The sequence below is a fragment of the Cupriavidus sp. UYPR2.512 genome (genome assembly GCF_000379565.1).
Lineage (GTDB): Bacteria > Pseudomonadota > Gammaproteobacteria > Burkholderiales > Burkholderiaceae > Cupriavidus.
This window is the reverse complement of sequence record NZ_KB902853.1, coordinates 110,492-127,809: the sequence shown is the minus strand read 5'-3', so window position 1 is coordinate 127,809 and position 17,318 is coordinate 110,492. Positions and strand designations below refer to the sequence as shown.

The following is a 17,318-nucleotide window of genomic DNA, read 5'->3' as shown; positions in this document are numbered from 1 at the left end:
GGCGAACCACAATTGGTCGCTCCGGCGCAACAATCTGCCAAAATCTTGATGGTGATCAGTCTGGACGTCAGCGGATTCTCATGCTCAACCGTTAGAATCGCCGGTTCAGTCTTCTTCTGGCGGGTCTTATGTTTGCGCTGCAGTTCGCATTGCGTCGTGTTGTAGCTGGTGGTTTCACGGTGGGCGCCCTGGCGCTGGGCCTGCTGGCCGCACCGGCATCGGCGGAAGTGGTGGTGATCCTGAATTCGGGTGATGCAACTGTCACTCTGATCGACAAGGATACCCAGAAGGTGCTGGAGACCTTCCCGATCGGCAAGGAACCGCACCACCTGATCGCCACGCCGGACGACAAGTCGCTGATCATTGCCAACGCGGTCGGCAACGACCTGGTGTTCCTGGACCCGGTCTCGGGCAAGGTCCAGCAGCGCGTGCCCAATGTCGACGACCCGTACCAGATCGGCTTCTCGCCGGACCAGAAGTGGTTTGTCGCCACCGGCAACCGGCTCGACCGTGTCGACCTCTACCGCTGGGACGGCAAGGCGCTGAAGCTGGCCAAGCAGTTCCCGCTGGCCAAGACCCCCAGCCATATCGCCTTTACCGCCGACAGCCGCATCGCCTTCATCACGCTGCAGGACTCCAATGAGGTGGTAGCCATCGACCTGGTCACGCAGAACGTGATGTGGCGCATGGAAACCGGCTCGGCGCCGGCGGGCATCTGGGTCACGCCGGACCAGAAATACCTGCTGGTCGGCATGACCGGGGCTGATTACGTGGCCGTGATCGACTGGCGCACGCGCACGGTGGTCAAGCAGATCCAGACCGGCAAGGGCGCGCACAACTTCCGCGCCGTCGGCGACAAGCGCCATCTGTTCCTCAGCAACCGGGTCACGGGCAGCATCAGCATCATCGACCAGCAGACGCTGGCCAAGGTCGGCGACATCACCGGCCTGCCGCCGGGCCCGGACGACATGGAGCTGACCGCCGACGGCAAGACGCTGTGGGTCACCTTCCGCTGGGCGCGCTCGGTCGGCCTGGTCGACGTGGCCAGCCGCAAGCTGGTCAAGACCGTGCGCGTCGGGCGCTCGCCGCACGGCATCTATTTCCGCACGCGCGCGCCGCTGTATTGACCGGGCAGGGCAGGGACCATGGACCACACCAGGGCATCGCGATCCGCATGGCTGGGCAAGCTGCTGGCTGCGCTGGCGCTTGCCTGCGGCCTGCCGGCCGCGCTGCAGGCGGCTGATGTCCCCAAGCCCGCCGCCAAAGCGTGCCTGGCCGGCACGCTCTACCTGACCTTCGACACCGGCAGCATGAGCCAGGCGCAGCTGATCGCCGACACGCTGCGCCGCCACCATATCCGCGCCACCTTCTTCCTGGCCAATGAGCCGACCGTGCGCCAGGACAGTTCGCTGGACCCATCCTGGGCGCCGTACTGGAAGGCGCTGGTGGCCGACGGCCACGCCTTCGGCACGCACACCTTCGACCATGTCTACCTGCGCAGCGTGCGCGCCGGGCATGTGACCATGCGGCCGCAGTTCGGCACGCAGGCGGGCAAGGACATGGCCATGGACGCCGCTGGATTCTGCCAGGAGCTGCGGCGCAGCGCCGACGCTTTCCACGGTATGACCGGCGCCGACATGGTGCCGCTGTGGCGCGCCCCCGGCGGGCGCACCGCGCCGCAGACTGTGCAATGGGCCGAACGGTGCGGCTTCCGCCACGTCGGCTGGGCGCCGGCGGGGTTCCTGGGCGATGAGCTGTCGTCCGACCGCTATCCCAACGCGGTGCTGCTGGAGCGCGCGCTGGCCAGCCTGCGCGACGGCGATATCACCATGGCGCACCTGGGCATCTGGTCGCGCAAGGATCCGTGGGCGCCTGGCGTGCTGGAGCCGCTGCTCGCCGGTCTTGAGCGCAAGGGATTCTGTTTCGCGACGCTGCGCGAGCACCCGGCCTACCGCGACTGGATCGCCAGGCCGCAGGCAGTGGGGCAAAAGGAGGGCAGGCGGTAATGTGGGAGACGCTGAACGGCTGGATCGGCCAGGTTGAGGGCACGCTGTTCCAGGACGTGGTGCTGCCCGTGGTCTATGACCTCGGGTTTGGCCGCTATGCCGAGGAAGCCTTCACCGGCACCGAATGGCTGCTGGTGGGCCTGGTGCAGATCGTGGTGATGGCATTGATCCTGGGACCGCTGGAGAAATGGCGCCCGGTCGAGCCGGTATCCGACCGTGCCGCCATCCGCACCGATATCTTCTACACGGTGATCCACCGGCTCGGGCTGTTCCGGCTGGCCATGTTCTTCCTGCTGGCGCCGCTGACCGACGCCCTGGAAGGCGAGCTGCGGCTGATGGGCTGGCACCGCATCAATGTGGAAGACTGGTGGCCGGGCGTGACCTCGGTGCCGCTGGTCAGCTTCTTTGTCTACCTGCTGCTGTTCGACCTGCTCGACTACTGGTACCACCGGCTGTCGCATACGTTCCGCTGGTGGTGGCAACTGCATGCGGTGCACCACAGCCAGCGCCAGATGACGCTGTGGAGCGATAACCGCAACCACCTGCTGGACGACATGCTGCGCGACCTGGTGTTCGCGCTGGTGGCGCTGGGCGTGGGCGTGGAGCCGTCGCAGTACGTGCTGCTGGTGGCGTTGTCGCAGCTGCTGCAGAGCCTGCAGCATGCCAACGTGCGGTTGCACTTCGGCGCCATCGGCGAGCGGCTGCTGATCTCGCCGCGCTTTCACCGCACCCATCACGCCGTGGGCATCGGCCATGAGGCCGACGGCGCACCGGCCAGCCTGGGCGGCTGCAACTACGGCGTGATCTTCCCGTGGTGGGACATGCTGCTCGGCACCGCGGTCTTCACCGAGACCTACCACCCGACCGGCATCCGCGACCAGCTGCCCCCGCCGCTGGGCAAGGGCCACGACTACGGCGCGGGCTTCCTGGCGCACCAGTGGTACGGCATCAAGCGGCTGCTGAGGCTGCGCTGAAACGACAGGTCTGGAGGCAGCCCTCTACCCGCGGCGCAGCACGGCGCGCCGCGGCGGCAAGCGGCGTATGCTAGTGTTTCGGATTGCCGCCGGTCCGGCCCAGTCGGACTACTGCCGCGCCCGGCGCCTTTCCTCCTGTTTGCCTTCGACTGCATGAACGATATCTTCCGCTCGTTTGGCCGCGCGCTGGTCAGCCAGCTGCATCCCCGCATGCTGATGCTGACCGTGCTGCCTTTCGTCCTGGTCACGCTGCTGTGGGGCGGCCTGCTCTGGTGGGGCTGGGACCCCATCATGGGCGCCACGCGCAGTTTCCTGGAAACCTCCATCCTGACCAGCTGGATCTACAGCGCGCTTGACTGGTTCGGCCTGCAGTCGATGCGCACTATCGTGGCGCCGCTGTTCGTGGCGGCGCTGGCGATCCCGCTGGTGATCGCCTCGATGCTGATGTTTATCGGCGTGTTCTCGGTGCCGGCGGTGGTGCGCCACCTGGAGCGCAGCTACCCGGACCTGGCCAAGGCCCATGGCGGCAGCATCCTGGGCAGCGTGTTCCAGTCGCTGGGCAGCACGCTGGTGTTCCTGGTGCTGGTGCTGGTGACGCTGCCGCTGTGGCTGATCCCGCCGTTCTTTGCGCTGATCCCGCCGGTGCTGTGGGGCTGGCTGACCTACCGCGTGATGACGTATGACGCGCTCGCCGACCACGCCAGCGCCGAAGAGCGCAAGACGCTGGTGCGCCGCCACCGCACGCCGCTGCTGGTGATCGGAGTGGCGGTGGGGCTGCTAGGTTCGGCGCCGACGCTGCTGTGGGTGTCGTCGGCGGCGGTGATCTTCCTGTTCCCGTTCGTGCTGGCCGGCACGCTGTGGCTCTATGTGCTGATCTTTATCTTCTCGGCGCTGTGGTTCGGCCACTTCTGCCTGCGCGCGCTGGCGCAGTTGCGGGCCGAGCGCGCGGCGGTGCCGGCCCAGCCGCCGGCGCATCAGCCGGGCAAGCCGGCGCTTGACGGTGACGTCATTGACCTGGCGCCGACCGACGTGCGCCGCATCGAAAATTCCTGAAGCGAGGGCAATATGGGTTTTGGCCTGATCGTCATTGGCGACGAGATCCTGTCGGGGCGGCGTGAAGACAAGCATCTGCGCCGCACCATCGAACTGCTGGGCGCGCGCGGCCTGGCGCTGGACTGGGCCGAATACGTCGGCGACGACCGCGCCCGCATCACTGCCACGCTGCGGCGCACGCTGGCCGGCCCGGACGTGGTGTTCTGCACCGGCGGCATCGGCGCCACGCCGGACGATCACACCCGCCAGTGCGCGGCCGCCGCGCTGGGCGTGCCGCTGCTGCTGCATCCCGAGGCGCGCGAGCTGATTGCGCTGCGCATTGCCGAGACTGCCGGCGGCGACCCGGTCAAGGCCGACTTGAACCAGCCGGAAAACCAGCACCGTTTCAAGATGGGCGAGTTCCCCGAAGGCGCGCGCATCATCCCCAACAGCTACAACCGCATCCCGGGCTTTTCGGTCGGTCACCACCACTTCATGCCGGGCTTCCCGGTGATGGCATGGCCGATGATGGAATGGGTGCTGGACCACGACTATGCGCACCTGTTCCATCAGGTGCAGCAGCAGGAGCGGGCCTTCTACGTGTTCGAGGCGCCGGAGTCCACGCTGACGCCGCTGATGGAGACGGTCGAAGCGGCGCATCCGGGCATCCGCGTGTTCAGCCTGCCGTCGGTCGGCGACGTGCAGCGCGGCGACCGCTTCGCGCGCCGCCACATCGACCTCGGGGTCAAGGGCCCGGCCGATCTGCTGGCGCCGGCCTATGCGATGCTGCTCGAAGGCGTGCAGGCGATGGGATTCGAGACCGTGGAGCAGCCGCCGCGCGAAGCGGCGCAGGCTTAGAACCCGTTTCACAAAGAAAAGGTTCTTCAGCAGGACTGGTCGCAAGAAAGAAGAAGGGGCAGCCAAGGCTGCCCCTTCTTCTATTCATGCCCGACAGCGATCAGGCGCCGTGCCACGGCAGTCCGCGCACGCACCAGCCTTCAACAGTCTTGCGGTGGTGGTGGTCGTCGCGGTTGCCCTCGAAGCCTTCCAGCACGTCCATGGCGAAGTGGTAGCCGGCTTCGGTGGCCACGCGCGCGGCGTGCTTTGAGCGCGCCGCGCTGCGGCACAGGAACAGCACCGGCACGTCGGCCGGCACGCGCGCCTTCAGCTCTTCGACGAAGCGGGCATTCTGCGCACCTCCCGGATAGGACATCCATTCGACATGGGCGAATTGCGCGTCCGGCACGTCAACGCCGCCGACCCAGTCCAGCTCGGCCTGGGTGCGTACGTCGACCAGCACGGCGGAAGGGTCGTTCTGCAGCAGCGCAAAGGCTTCCTGCGGCGACAGCGCGCCGAAATACGGGAGCTGGTTCTGTTGCTGGCGCTGGCGGGCGGCCTGGAGGAGATCGTCTCGGGTGGTCATCTGCGTGACAAATTTGAGGAATGGAATGGGTGCGGCAAGACCGCAACACAGTATTCTATAGCGCCGGGCCGGTTCGAAGCCTGATTGCCGGCTGCCGGAGCGCTGCATGACTCTTTTTGGTGCGGCTGCACTGTTACAGTGCGCCTCCTTGCTGAATGCACCATTGTGGTGTTTTATTAGGAGGCGCTATGGCGGGATGCGTGTAACCGCTGCGCCACTCGCCACCGAAGCAGCTACTTGCGTGACGGACACTGACGCCGCCGCGGTGCGCGGTTCGCCGACGTTGCACATTTTTCGGGCTATCGGCGGCAGTGGGGCGTTTGCATGGCACGCTTTCTGCTAACATTCCTCGTCCTTTCGTGGCTGGTCGGGACGGCGCGGCAGAGCATGCATCGGCGCCGGTGACGACAGGCCCAAGAATTGGCTTTCTCAGACTTCCGCCGAATATCCAGGAGATTGGCATGGCCCACAGCGTTGCAGACGTGATGAAGCTTGTGAAGGAAAACGACGTCAAATTCGTCGATTTCCGTTTCACCGATACCAAAGGCAAGGAGCAACACGTGTCCGTGCCCGTGTCGCACTTCGATGAAGACAAGTTCGAAAGCGGCCACGCCTTCGACGGTTCGTCGATCGCCGGCTGGAAGGGTATCGAAGCTTCGGACATGCTGCTGATGCCGGATCCGAATACCGCCAACGTCGATCCGTTCTACGAAGAACCCACGCTGGTGCTGACTTGCGACGTAGTCGAGCCGTCGGACGGCAAGGGCTATGACCGCGATCCGCGCTCGATCGCCAAGCGCGCCGAAGCCTACCTGAAGAGCACTGGCCTGGGCGACACCGCCTACTTCGGCCCGGAACCCGAATTCTTCATCTTCGACGGCGTGACGTGGAACGTCGACATGCAAGGCTGCTTCGTGAAGATCCACTCCGAAGAAGCCCCGTGGTCGTCGGGCAAGGAATTCGAGCACGGCAACAGCGGCCACCGTCCGGGCAAGAAGGGCGGCTACTTCCCGGTCGCCCCGATCGACACCTTCCAGGACATGCGTTCGGAAATGTGCCTGATCCTGGAATCGCTGGGCATCCCCGTTGAAGTCCACCACCACGAAGTGGCTGGCCAGGGCCAGAACGAAATCGGCACCAAGTTCAGCACGCTGGTGCAGCGCGCCGACTGGACCCAGCTGCAGAAGTACGTGATCCAGAACGTCGCCCACACCTACGGCAAGACCGCCACCTTCATGCCGAAGCCGGTGGTTGGCGACAACGGTTCGGGCATGCACGTGCACCAGTCCGTGTGGAAGGACGGCCAGAACCTGTTCGCGGGCAACGGCTACGCCGGCCTGTCGGAATTCGCGCTGTACTACATCGGCGGCATCATCAAGCACGCCCGCGCGCTGAACGCTATCACCAACCCGGGCACGAACTCGTACAAGCGCCTGGTGCCGGGCTTCGAGGCTCCGGTCAAGCTGGCTTACTCGGCCCGCAACCGTTCGGCTTCGATCCGCATCCCGTACGTCGCCAACCCGAAGGGCCGCCGCATCGAGACCCGCTTCCCGGATCCGCTGATGAACCCGTACCTGGGCTTCTCGGCGCTGCTGATGGCCGGTCTGGACGGCGTGATGAACAAGATCCACCCGGGCGAAGCCGCAGACAAGAACCTGTACGACCTGCCGCCGGAAGAGGATGCAAAGATCCCGACCGTCTGCTCGAGCCTCGACCAGTCGCTGGAGTACCTGGACAATGACCGCGAGTTCCTGACCCGCGGCGGCGTGTTCTCGAACTCGATGATCGATGCCTACATCGAACTGAAGATGGAAGAAGTCACGCGTTTCCGCATGACCACGCACCCGGTCGAGTTCGAAATGTACTACTCGCTGTAAGCGGCCCTTGCCCGGGAATGACGCAGGTTGCGACCGGGCAACAGTTGCACCAGAAAGGGGCGGCTTCGGCTGTCCCTTTTTGCTTTGCTCGCTAGAATGGGGAATCCTGTTCCACCCCGTTCAAACCTAACGCCATGTTCATGGACGCCTCTTCTCGCACGGCCCGCCGGACCCTGACCTTGCACCAATCTCTGCACCAATTTCGTCTCGGATTCCCTGTTCTGGTGAGTGCCGTGGCGCTGACGCTGGGCGCATGGGCCGGGCAGTCTTCCGCGCAGTCCTCGGACGTCTATGTCTGCACCGGGCCCAATGGCGTGCCCGAGTATCGCAATGGCAACGCCGGCAAGGGCTGCAAGAAGCTGAACCTGCCGGAGGTGGTGACGGTCCCGGGCGGGCGCATTGCTGCGCCGGCCAAGGGCGCTGGCAGCACGGCCGGCGCGGCTGCTGGCGGCACCAGCTTCCCGCGCGTGGACAGTGCCACGCAGAAGAGTCGCGACGGCGAGCGCCGCGCGGTGCTCGCGCAGGAGCTGCAGGCCGAAGAGGCCAAGCTGCAGGCGCTGCGTGCCGAGTACAACAACGGCCAGCCGGAGCGCCAGGGCAATGAGCGCAACTATCAGAAATACCTCGATCGCACGGCAGCGCTGCGCGATGACATCGCCCGCAGCGAAGCCAACGCGGCGTCGCTGCGGCGCGAGCTTGGCAATTTGAAGGACTAGTCTTATGCGTCGCCTGATTCGCGGAGTGTCGCGCAAGGTCAGCGGTGCCGACGGCGTCCGTGGCGAATCGCCGGCGGCTGACGCGGCACTGGCCGAAGGCAGCGCCCAGGTGCTGACCATGGGCGCCGTGGCGTTTCATGCCGGCCTGGACGTGGTGGCCAACCCGGTGCTGCTGGTGCAGCAGCCGGGGCTGCGCGTCGTCTTTGCGAACCCGGCGGCTGAAGCCACCTTCGGCGTGTCGCGCAAGGGCATGGTGGAGCTGACGCTGCCTGACCTGTTCGGGCGTTCCGATGAGCTGCACAGCATGATCGACACCGTGGTCACACGGCAGTTCGACGTGCGCCGGCAGGACCTGATCCTGCACCCGCCGCTGCAGGAGCCGGCCCATGTGCACGTGGTGATCGCCGCGCTGGAAGCAGTGGGCGACACCGTGGTGGTGGAGATCCTGCCCAATGAACAGAAGGTGCGCAGCGAACGCGAAGAGCGCATCCTGGACCTGACCTCGGCCAACAAGGAACTGATCCGCAACCTGGCCCACGAGATCAAGAACCCGCTGGGCGGCATCCGCGGCGCGGCGCAGCTGCTGGAGTTCGAGCTGCCGGAGCGCTCGCTGCGCGAGTACACGCAGGTCATCATCAAGGAATCGGATCGACTGCAGACGCTGGTGGACCGGTTGCTGGAGCCACACCGGCATCCGCATATCGTATCGAGCCTGAATATCCACGAAGTGCTGGAGCGCGTGCGCTCGGTGGTGCTGGCGGAGTTTCCCAACGGGCTGGAGATCGTGCGCGACTACGACGCCAGCCTGCCCGAGCTGCAGGGCGACATGGAGCAACTGATCCAGGCCGTGCTCAACATCGTGCACAACGCCGCGCAGGCGCTGGCCGACCGCATGGCGCGCGGCGATGCGCAGATCGTGCTGCGCACGCGCGTGGCGCGCCAGGTCACGATTGCCAAGCGCTTGTTCAAGCTGGCATTGGACTTGCATGTCATTGACAACGGCCCGGGAATTCCCGAAGACATCCGCGAACGCATCTTCTATCCGCTGGTATCGGGCAGGGATGGCGGCAGCGGACTCGGTCTCACACTCGCTCAAACCTTCGTGCAGCAGCACGAGGGCTTGATCGAATGCGAGAGCAGGCCGGGCTGTACCGACTTTCGCATCCTGTTGCCGCTGCACTAGCTTTTGCTGGCGTCCGCGAGCGATGGTGCACCCGCCGTGGCCGGGCATGCGGAAGACCAAATGACACCGAGCAGACAAGCGACGCACATGAAGCCGATCTGGATAGTCGACGACGATCAATCAATCCGCTGGGTCCTGGAAAAGGCCCTTGCCCGTGAAAGCCTGCTCTCGCGCAGCTTCACCAATGTGCGGGATGCGCTGGCCGCGCTGGAAGACGACCAGCCGCAGGTGCTGATATCGGATATCCGCATGCCCGGCGGATCGGGCCTGGACCTGCTGCAAGCCATCAAGGCGCGGCATCCGGGCCTGCCCGTCATCGTGATGACGGCATACTCGGACCTGGACAGCGCCGTGGCCGCGTTCCAGGGCGGCGCCTTCGAATACCTGGCCAAGCCCTTCGATGTCGACAAGGCGGTCGAGCTGATCCGCCGCGCGCTGGAAGAAAGCCTGCGCGAGGAAGAGCTGGAAGACCGCCTGGTCGACGCGCCCGAGATCCTCGGCCAGGCGCCGGCGATGCAGGACGTGTTCCGCGCCATCGGCCGGCTCTCGCAGTCCAACGTGACGGTGATGATCACCGGCGAGTCCGGCACCGGCAAGGAACTGGTCGCACGCGCGCTGCACAAGCACAGCCCGCGCGCCAACGGGCCCTTCATCGCGCTCAATACCGCAGCCATCCCCAAGGACCTGCTCGAATCCGAACTGTTCGGCCATGAGCGCGGCGCCTTCACCGGTGCGCAGACCATGCGGCGCGGCCGCTTCGAGCAGGCCGAGGGCGGCACGCTGTTCCTCGATGAAATCGGCGACATGCCGTTCGACCTGCAGACACGCCTGCTGCGCGTGCTGTCCGATGGCAATTTCTATCGTGTCGGCGGCCACAACCCCTTGCGCGCCAATGTGCGCGTGATTGCCGCCACCCACCAGAACCTGGAGCTGCGCGTCAAGGAGGGGCTGTTCCGCGAGGACTTGTTCCACCGCCTGAACGTGATCCGGCTGCGCCTGCCGCCGCTGCGCGAACGCCCGGAGGACATCACGCTGCTGGCGCGTCATTTCCTGCAGAAGAGCGCCAAGGAACTGGGCGTCGAGCCCAAGCGCATGTCGGACGAAGCGCTGGCCTATGTCAGCACGCTGCCGTTCCCAGGCAACGTGCGCCAGCTGGAAAACCTGTGCAACTGGCTGACCGTGATGGCGCCGGCGCAGACCATCGAGGTCAAGGACCTGCCGCGCGAGATGCTGGAGGCCGGCACCAGCGAGCCGGTCAATGCGCCGCGGCCCGAGCGCGTTGCTGAAGTGCGCGCGCCCGAGTATGAAAGCGCACCTGACCTGGCCGACTACGGCGGGTACGCGACGACGGTGGCAGAGGCCGATACGGCCACCGCAGTCCGGCCCGCGTCCGTGGCGACGGTGGTCCCGGTCCCGGCCTCGGCCGGCTGGGAAAGCCTGCTTGCCGGCGAGGCACGGGCGATGCTCGAAGCCGGCCAGCCGGAGGTCATGGATGTGCTGACGCGCCGGTTCGAGAAGGCGGTGCTGGAGGCCGCGCTGGGTGTCACGCGCGGGCGCCGCGTCGAGGCGGCGACCCGGCTCGGGATCGGGCGCAATACCATCACGCGCAAGCTGCAGGAATTGGGGTTCGACTGAGCCAGCGCAGGCACGCGGCAAAGAAACCGGCCGGGACTTTCCTGGCCGGTTTTTTTTGCGCGGCGTATTCAGCCGCGCGCTTCGACCAGCCGCTGCGCCATCTCGGCAAAGCCCTCGCCACCGGCTGCTGCGGTGATATAGGCCGGCGGCACCGGCAGCCGAGGCAGGATGTCGCGCACATTGGCCACGCCAACCGACAGCGGAAAGTGGGCGAACATGCTGGCATCGTTGGCCGAATCGCCAATAAACAGCCATTCGTCGCGGCACGCGTCCAGGTCTTCGCCCAGCAGTTCGGCCACGCACAGCTTGCTCATCGACAGCTTGTCGTGAAGGCCAAACCAGCCGTTGACATGGATTGAGCTGACCGTGGCGGTCATGCCGGCCTCGAGCATGATGGCGGCGATGCGGGCCACGGCGTCTTCAGGCAACGGCGCGACGTCCTCGGCATGGTCGATGGCCAGGTCGGCGGCATGCCAGGCCTGGTCCGAGGCCAGCGCGCAGCCCGGCACTTCGCGCACGATGCGCTGGCCCAGCGCGTGGATGCGCTCCAGGTTGCGCGCGCGCGTGGGGGCATCGTCCAGGAAGCGGGTCTGCAGGCGGCCGTTGTGCAGGTGCGAATAGAACGCACCGTTCTCGCCGATGATGGCGTCGACCGGCCACAGCCGGGTCAGGATCTCGGCCCAGGCGATGCAGCGCCCGGTGACCGGGATCACGTGCAGGCCCGCGCGGCGCAGGCCGTCGAGCGCGAGGTAGGTCGAGGCCGGCAGCCGCCCTTCGGTGGTCAGGGTGCCGTCGATGTCGGTCAGCACGCCGCGCACGCTGCGCAACGCCGTATTAGAGAGCTTGTTCAGAGATTGCATGGCGGGCCATTGTAACCGTGGATCTGGCGGCAATTTCTCTTATTGCACTGCAAAACTCACCGTACTGGCCATACTGGTGAATCTGCTGATTTGCTAGCCCAGGTGCGACAGGCGTAACATGCCGCTGTCATAAAAGAATCACATGCTGTCGGATTTTCGACCGACCGGAACAGACAGACCAAAGGAGAGCCACCGATGTCCTTTTCCCGTACCGTGCTCAAACTCGCAGCGCTGACAGCCCTGACCGGGGCCGGCAGCGCCCACGCCGCCGTTGAAATCCAGTGGTGGCACGCCATGCAGGGCGCCCTGAACGACAAGGTGAACGAGATCGCCAACAAGTTCAACGCCAGCCAGTCCGAATACAAGGTGGTGCCGGTCAACAAGGGCAATTACGACGAAACCATGGCCGCGGGCATTGCGGCCTTCCGCGCCGGCGGCTCGCCCGCCATTCTGCAGGTGTTTGAAGTGGGCACCGCCACCATGATGAGCGCCAAGGGCGCGATCAAGCCGGTGTCGGCCGTGATGAAGGACGCCGGCGAGAAGTTCGACCAGAAGGCCTATATCCCGGCGGTGGCGGGCTACTACACCTCGTCCAAGGGCGAGATGCTGTCGTTCCCGTTCAACAGCTCGACCACGGTGTTCTACTACAACAAGGACGCCTTCAAGAAGGCCGGCCTGGATCCGGAAAAGCCGCCCAAGACCTGGCCCGAGGTGATGCAGTACTCGGCCAAGCTCAAGGCCTCGGGCACCAACTGCGCGTACACCACCGACTGGCAGGGCTGGGTCCACCTGGAGAGCTTCTCGGCCTGGCACAACACCCTGTACGCGACCAAGAACAACGGCTTCGGCGGCACCGATACGCGCCTGCTCTTCAATAGCCCGCTGCACGTCAAGCACATCACCAACCTGCAGGACATGGTGAAGAAGGGCTACTTCAGCTACGGCGGGCGCAAGGCCGAGTCGCAGGCCAAGTTCTACAACGGCGAGTGCGCGATGTTCACCGGGTCGTCGGCATCGCTGGCCAATATCCGCAAGAACGCCAAGTTCGCGTTCGCGGTGGCGCAGCTGCCGTATTATCCGGAGGTGCAGGGCGCCCCGCAGAACACCATCATCGGCGGCGCGTCGCTGTGGGTGATGGGCGGCAAGAAGCCCGACGAGTACAAGGGTGTGGCCAAGTTCTTCAATTTCCTGTCGCGCCCCGAGATCCAGTCTGACTGGCACCAGGCCACCGGCTACCTGCCGGTGACGATGGCCGCCTACGAGATGACAAAGAAATCGGGCTACTACGACAAGAACCCGGGTGCCGATGTGTCGGTGCAGCAGATGGTGGTCAAGACCACCGACAAGTCGCGCGGCGTGCGCCTGGGCAACATGGTGCAGATCCGCACCGTGGTGGACGAAGAGCTGGAAGCCGTCTGGGCCGGCAAGAAGGAGCCCAAGGCGGCGCTGGACTCGGCCGTGGCCCGCGGCAATGATCTGCTGGAGCGCTTCCAGAAGACTGCCCGCGAGTAACCCGGCATTGCCAGCAAGCTGATGTGACAAGCGGGCGGTGGCGAAACCTCCGCCCGCTTGCATTGTGGAGGGCCCTGTCGCACCGATCGGGGCTGCCTGCAACTCCGTACCTAGTCTGATGCCGAGACCCGCGGCATCCGCCGGAATCCGTTTATGGAAAAACGCGTCGTTTTCCGTTCGCCGTGGCTGCCGTATCTGCTGGTCTTGCCGCAGATCGCGATCACGCTGATCTTCTTCTTCCTGCCCGCCGGGCAGGCGTTGTACCAGTCGATGCTGCAGCAGGATGCCTTCGGCATCAACCTGGAGTTCGTCGGCCTGGACAACTTCCGCATGCTGTGGAACGACCCGCTGTATGTGGAGTCGTTCCAGACCACTGCCATCTTTGCGGTGGGCGTCACGGTGGTGGGACTGACCACCGCGCTGGCGCTGGCCTATTTTGCCGACCGCATCATCCGCGGCGCCGTCGGCTACAAGACGTTGCTGATCTGGCCGTATGCGGTGGCGCCGGCCGTGGCCGGCGTGCTGTGGATGTTCATGTTCAACCCGACGCTGGGCGTGGTCTCCTACGCGCTGCGCAAGCTCGGCGTCGAATGGAACTTCCTGCTCAACGGCGACCAGGCATTGCTGCTGGTGGTGCTGGCCGCCGCCTGGAAGCAGATCAGCTATAACTTCCTGTTTTTCCTGGCGGGGCTGCAGAGCATCCCGCGCTCGCTGATCGAGGCCGCCGCCATTGACGGCGCCGGCCCGTGGCGCCGCTTCTGGTCGATCGTGTTCCCGCTGCTGTCGCCGACCACCTTCTTCCTGATGGTGATCAACGTGGTCTACGCGTTCTTCGATACCTTCGCGATCATCGACGCGGTCACCCACGGCGGCCCGTTCAATTCGACCAACACGCTGGTCTACAAGGTCTTCCATGACGGCTTCCGCGGCATGGACATCGGGGGCTCGGCCGCGCAGTCGGTGGTGCTGATGGTGATCGTGATCGGCCTGACTGTGGTGCAGTTCCGCTACGTGGAACGCAAGGTCCAGTACTGACGGAGACAACACATGGTAGAACGTCGCCCCTTCCTGGATTTCCTGAGCCACGCGGTGCTGATCCTCGGCATCGTGATCGTGGTGTTTCCGGTGTACCTGACCTTCGTAGCGTCCACGCTGACCGCCGAAGAGGTGCTGGACGCGCCGATGACGCTGATCCCCGGCAGCCACCTGATTGAGAACTATCGCACCGTGCTGTTCCAGGGCGTGGGCGAGGCCGCATCGCCGGTCTCGACCATGATGAAGAACAGCCTGATCATGGCGCTGGGCATTGCGCTGGGGAAGATCGCCATCTCGATCATCTCGGCCTTTGCCATCGTCTATTTCAAGTTCCCGCTGCGCAAGACCTTCTTCTGGCTGATCTTCATCACGCTGATGCTGCCGGTGGAGGTGCGCATCCTGCCGACCTACAAGGTGGTGTCCGACCTGGGCATGCTCGACAGCTACTTTGGCCTGACCGTCCCGATCATCGCGTCGGCTACTGCCACCTTCCTGTTCCGCCAGTTCTTCCTGACCATCCCGGACGAGTTGGCCGAGGCCGCGCGCATTGACGGCGCCGGGCCGCTGCGCTTCTTCTGGGATGTGGTGCTGCCGTTGTCGCGCACCAGTATCGCGGCACTCTTCGTGATCCAGTTCATCTACGGCTGGAACCAGTACCTGTGGCCGTTGCTGATCACCACGCAGAAGTCGATGACGCCGGTGGTGGTGGGCGTGACGCAGATGATCTCGCGCTCGGGCGATGCCGCCACTGACTGGAACCTGGTGATGGCCACGGTGATGCTGGCGATGATCCCGCCCGCGGTAGTGGTGGTGCTGATGCAGAAGTGGTTCGTCAAGGGCCTGGTCGAAACGGAAAAATAAGGCATTGCGCGCCACCGCGCGCAACGCAGGACAACAGCAATGGCAAAACTGTCGCTACGCAACGTACAGAAAACCTACGCCGGCAACGTCAAGGTGGTGCACGGCATCGACATGGAGATCGCCGACGGCGAGTTCATCGTCATCGTCGGCCCCTCGGGCTGCGGCAAGTCCACGCTGCTGCGCATGGTGGCGGGGCTCGAAACCATCACCGGCGGCGAGATCGATATCGGCGACAAGGTGGTCAACGACCTGGAGCCGGCCGAGCGGGACATCGCCATGGTGTTCCAGAACTACGCGCTCTATCCGCATATGAGCGTGTACGACAATATGGCCTACGGCCTGAAGATCCGCGGCATGGCCAAGGCCGAGATCGCGCAGCGGGTGAACCATGCCGCCGGCATCCTGGAGCTGGCGCCGCTGCTGGACCGCAAGCCGCGCCAGCTCTCCGGCGGGCAGCGCCAGCGCGTGGCCATGGGCCGCGCCATCGTGCGCGAGCCGGCGGTGTTCCTGTTTGACGAGCCGCTGTCCAACCTGGACGCCAAGCTGCGCGTGCAGATGCGGCTGGAACTGAAGGAGCTGCACCGGCGTCTGGGCACCACCAGCCTGTACGTCACGCACGACCAGGTCGAGGCAATGACGCTGGCCGACCGCATGATGGTGCTCAATGCCGGACGCGTGGAGCAGATCGGCACGCCGCTGGAAGTCTATTCGCGGCCGGCCAGTACCTTCGTGGCTGGCTTTATCGGCTCACCGCCGATGAACCTGATCCCGGTGGCGCGCAACGCCGGCGGCGACACTGGCGCGCAGATGCGCGTGGTGGCGAAGGAGGGCGAGGCCGCCAACGCCACGCTGGGGCACCTGCCGATGGGGCTGCACCTGCCGGAGCAGGCACTGCTGGGGCTGCGCCCGGAACATATCGAGCCGTGTGCCGCGCATGAGGCCATCGCCGAAGTCGATGTGCGCGTGGTCGAGGCGCTGGGCGCGGATTCCTTCGCCTATGGCGCGCTCGGCGGGCAGCCAGTGGTGGTGCGGCTGGACAGCCATGCGCACGTGCGCGCCGGCGACCGGCTGCCGGTGACGTCGTCGGCGGAGCACCTGCATTTCTTTGCGCCCGATACGGGCAAGCGCATCGAGGCCTGATCATGGCAGACGAACAGACCAACTGGCCAGGCGCGGTGACCACCGACAACTGGCCGTATCCGCGCCATATCGCGCACCGTGGCGCGGGCAAGCTGGCGCCGGAGAATACGCTTGCGGCCTTCCGCCACGGTGCGTCCTTCGGTTACCGGATGTTCGAGTTCGACGTGAAGCTGACGGCTGACGGCAAGCCGGTGCTGATGCATGACGCCACGCTGGACCGCACCACCTCCGGCAACGGACGGGTGGACAGCCTGACGCTGGGCGAAGTGGCGCAGCTGGACGCCGGCAGCTGGCACAGCGCCACCTTTGCGGGCGAACCCGTGCCAACACTCAGGGCGATCGCGCGCTACACCTGCGCCAACGGGTATTGCATCAATATTGAGATCAAGCCTGTCCCGGGCCGGGAGACCCTGACCGGCGCAGCCGTGGCGCTGGACGCACAGAGCCTGTGGCGCGGCGCGCCGGTGCCCCCGTTGCTGTCATCCTTTTCCGAAGACGCACTGGCGGCGGCGCGCCGGGTTGCGCCGGACCTGCCGCGGGCGCTGCTGCTCGACAAGCTGCCCATGGACTGGCTGGACCGGCTGCGCGAGCTCGATTGGGTGGCGCTGGATGCCAACCACCGTGTGCTCAATGCCAAGGTGATTGCCGACGCGCATGCTGCCGGCTTCAGGGTCCTCAGCTACACGGTCAATGACCCGGAGCGTGCTGAGCAGTTGCTGGCCTGGGGCCTGGACGGGCTGATCACCGACGCCGTCGACCAGATAGCGCCTTGATGCAAATTGTTGTGCGGATGTTGCTAACTTGCTGATTGCGCGCTGAATTGTGGTGGGAGACTGTTTCGTATCGCGAAAAGTCCACATTGATCCAAGGCAATTCATGCTATTCTTAGCGCCGTGAAGACTTTAGGTCCTTCCCCGCACAACTTGCCCTTTCGGGCCTTCGTGAGGAAGCCATCACATGCGGCACCCGAGCGGTGCCGTTTGCGTAGGCGCCTCAGTCGGGCTCCCAAGAGTTGTTTGCGATCCGCTAACCGGTCAAGCCGTGTCGCGGAAGGTTGAATAACC

The 17,318-nt window shown here is 65.3% G+C and carries 16 protein-coding genes; 14 read left to right on the top strand and 2 right to left on the bottom strand.

What is annotated here, in order from left to right; all coding sequences use genetic code 11:
* The first annotated feature begins 128 nt into the window (after window positions 1-128).
* From A3A5_RS0103265 to A3A5_RS0103245, 5 genes are all read left to right on the top strand, one after another.
* Entirely contained in the window at window positions 129-1,127 is a 999-nt protein-coding gene (locus A3A5_RS0103265; RefSeq protein WP_018309227.1) for a cytochrome D1 domain-containing protein, read from the top strand.
* 18 nt (window positions 1,128-1,145) lie between these two features.
* Window positions 1,146-2,006, top strand: coding sequence for a polysaccharide deacetylase family protein (locus tag A3A5_RS0103260; protein ID WP_018309226.1), 861 nt, complete (start codon window positions 1,146-1,148; stop codon window positions 2,004-2,006).
* The gene (locus A3A5_RS0103255) at window positions 2,006-2,980 is read left to right on the top strand and encodes a sterol desaturase family protein (RefSeq protein ID WP_018309225.1); all 975 of its coding nucleotides are present in this window, start codon (window positions 2,006-2,008) and stop codon (window positions 2,978-2,980) included. Before A3A5_RS0103260 ends, A3A5_RS0103255 begins: the two co-directional genes overlap by 1 nt.
* A gap of 153 nt (window positions 2,981-3,133) precedes the next feature.
* Window positions 3,134-4,033, top strand: a complete 900-nt coding sequence (locus A3A5_RS0103250; protein ID WP_018309224.1) for an EI24 domain-containing protein — start codon at window positions 3,134-3,136, stop codon at window positions 4,031-4,033.
* A gap of 12 nt (window positions 4,034-4,045) precedes the next feature.
* A complete protein-coding gene (locus tag A3A5_RS0103245) occupies window positions 4,046-4,870 on the top strand; it encodes a molybdopterin-binding protein (protein ID WP_018309223.1) in 825 nt (274 codons plus the stop codon).
* 100 nt (window positions 4,871-4,970) lie between these two features.
* Here the strand turns inward: A3A5_RS0103245 and A3A5_RS0103240 are convergent, their stop codons facing one another.
* The gene (locus tag A3A5_RS0103240) at window positions 4,971-5,435 is read right to left on the bottom strand and encodes a rhodanese-like domain-containing protein (protein WP_018309222.1); all 465 of its coding nucleotides are present in this window, start codon (window positions 5,433-5,435) and stop codon (window positions 4,971-4,973) included.
* A 461-nt stretch (window positions 5,436-5,896) separates the two neighbouring features.
* Between A3A5_RS0103240 and A3A5_RS0103235 the strand changes: the two genes are divergently transcribed.
* From A3A5_RS0103235 to ntrC, 4 genes are all read left to right on the top strand, one after another.
* Window positions 5,897-7,312, top strand: coding sequence for a 3-hydroxylaminophenol mutase (locus tag A3A5_RS0103235; RefSeq protein ID WP_018309221.1), 1,416 nt, complete (start codon window positions 5,897-5,899; stop codon window positions 7,310-7,312).
* Between the two features lie 140 nt (window positions 7,313-7,452).
* Window positions 7,453-8,028 (top strand): hypothetical protein, encoded by a 576-nt coding sequence (locus tag A3A5_RS0103230; RefSeq protein WP_026200403.1) that lies wholly within the window; start codon window positions 7,453-7,455, stop codon window positions 8,026-8,028.
* A 4-nt stretch (window positions 8,029-8,032) separates the two neighbouring features.
* Window positions 8,033-9,211, top strand: coding sequence for a nitrogen regulation protein NR(II) (glnL, locus tag A3A5_RS0103225; protein WP_018309219.1), 1,179 nt, complete (start codon window positions 8,033-8,035; stop codon window positions 9,209-9,211).
* An 87-nt stretch (window positions 9,212-9,298) separates the two neighbouring features.
* Window positions 9,299-10,846 (top strand): nitrogen regulation protein NR(I), encoded by a 1,548-nt coding sequence (gene ntrC / locus A3A5_RS0103220; RefSeq protein ID WP_018309218.1) that lies wholly within the window; start codon window positions 9,299-9,301, stop codon window positions 10,844-10,846.
* Between the two features lie 68 nt (window positions 10,847-10,914).
* Here ntrC and A3A5_RS0103215 read toward each other — a convergent pair whose 3' ends face one another.
* Window positions 10,915-11,706, bottom strand: coding sequence for an HAD-IIB family hydrolase (locus A3A5_RS0103215; RefSeq protein ID WP_026200402.1), 792 nt, complete (start codon window positions 11,704-11,706; stop codon window positions 10,915-10,917).
* A gap of 195 nt (window positions 11,707-11,901) precedes the next feature.
* Between A3A5_RS0103215 and ugpB the strand changes: the two genes are divergently transcribed.
* The 5 genes from ugpB to ugpQ all read left to right on the top strand — a co-directional run bounded on the left by ugpB (window position 11,902) and on the right by ugpQ (window position 17,027).
* Window positions 11,902-13,218: a sn-glycerol-3-phosphate ABC transporter substrate-binding protein UgpB gene (ugpB, locus tag A3A5_RS0103210; RefSeq protein ID WP_018309216.1), complete on the top strand. Its 1,317-nt coding sequence runs from the start codon at window positions 11,902-11,904 to the stop codon at window positions 13,216-13,218.
* Window positions 13,219-13,371: 153 nt separating this feature from the next.
* Complete coding sequence (gene ugpA / locus A3A5_RS0103205) at window positions 13,372-14,253, top strand: sn-glycerol-3-phosphate ABC transporter permease UgpA (protein ID WP_018309215.1); 882 nt, start codon at window positions 13,372-13,374, stop codon at window positions 14,251-14,253.
* 12 nt (window positions 14,254-14,265) lie between these two features.
* A complete protein-coding gene (ugpE, locus tag A3A5_RS0103200; protein ID WP_010809461.1) occupies window positions 14,266-15,114 on the top strand; it encodes a sn-glycerol-3-phosphate ABC transporter permease UgpE in 849 nt (282 codons plus the stop codon).
* 39 nt (window positions 15,115-15,153) lie between these two features.
* Window positions 15,154-16,254, top strand: coding sequence for a sn-glycerol-3-phosphate import ATP-binding protein UgpC (locus tag A3A5_RS0103195; protein ID WP_018309214.1), 1,101 nt, complete (start codon window positions 15,154-15,156; stop codon window positions 16,252-16,254).
* A 2-nt stretch (window positions 16,255-16,256) separates the two neighbouring features.
* Complete coding sequence (ugpQ, locus tag A3A5_RS0103190; RefSeq protein ID WP_018309213.1) at window positions 16,257-17,027, top strand: glycerophosphodiester phosphodiesterase; 771 nt, start codon at window positions 16,257-16,259, stop codon at window positions 17,025-17,027.
* Window positions 17,028-17,318 lie beyond the last annotated feature (291 nt).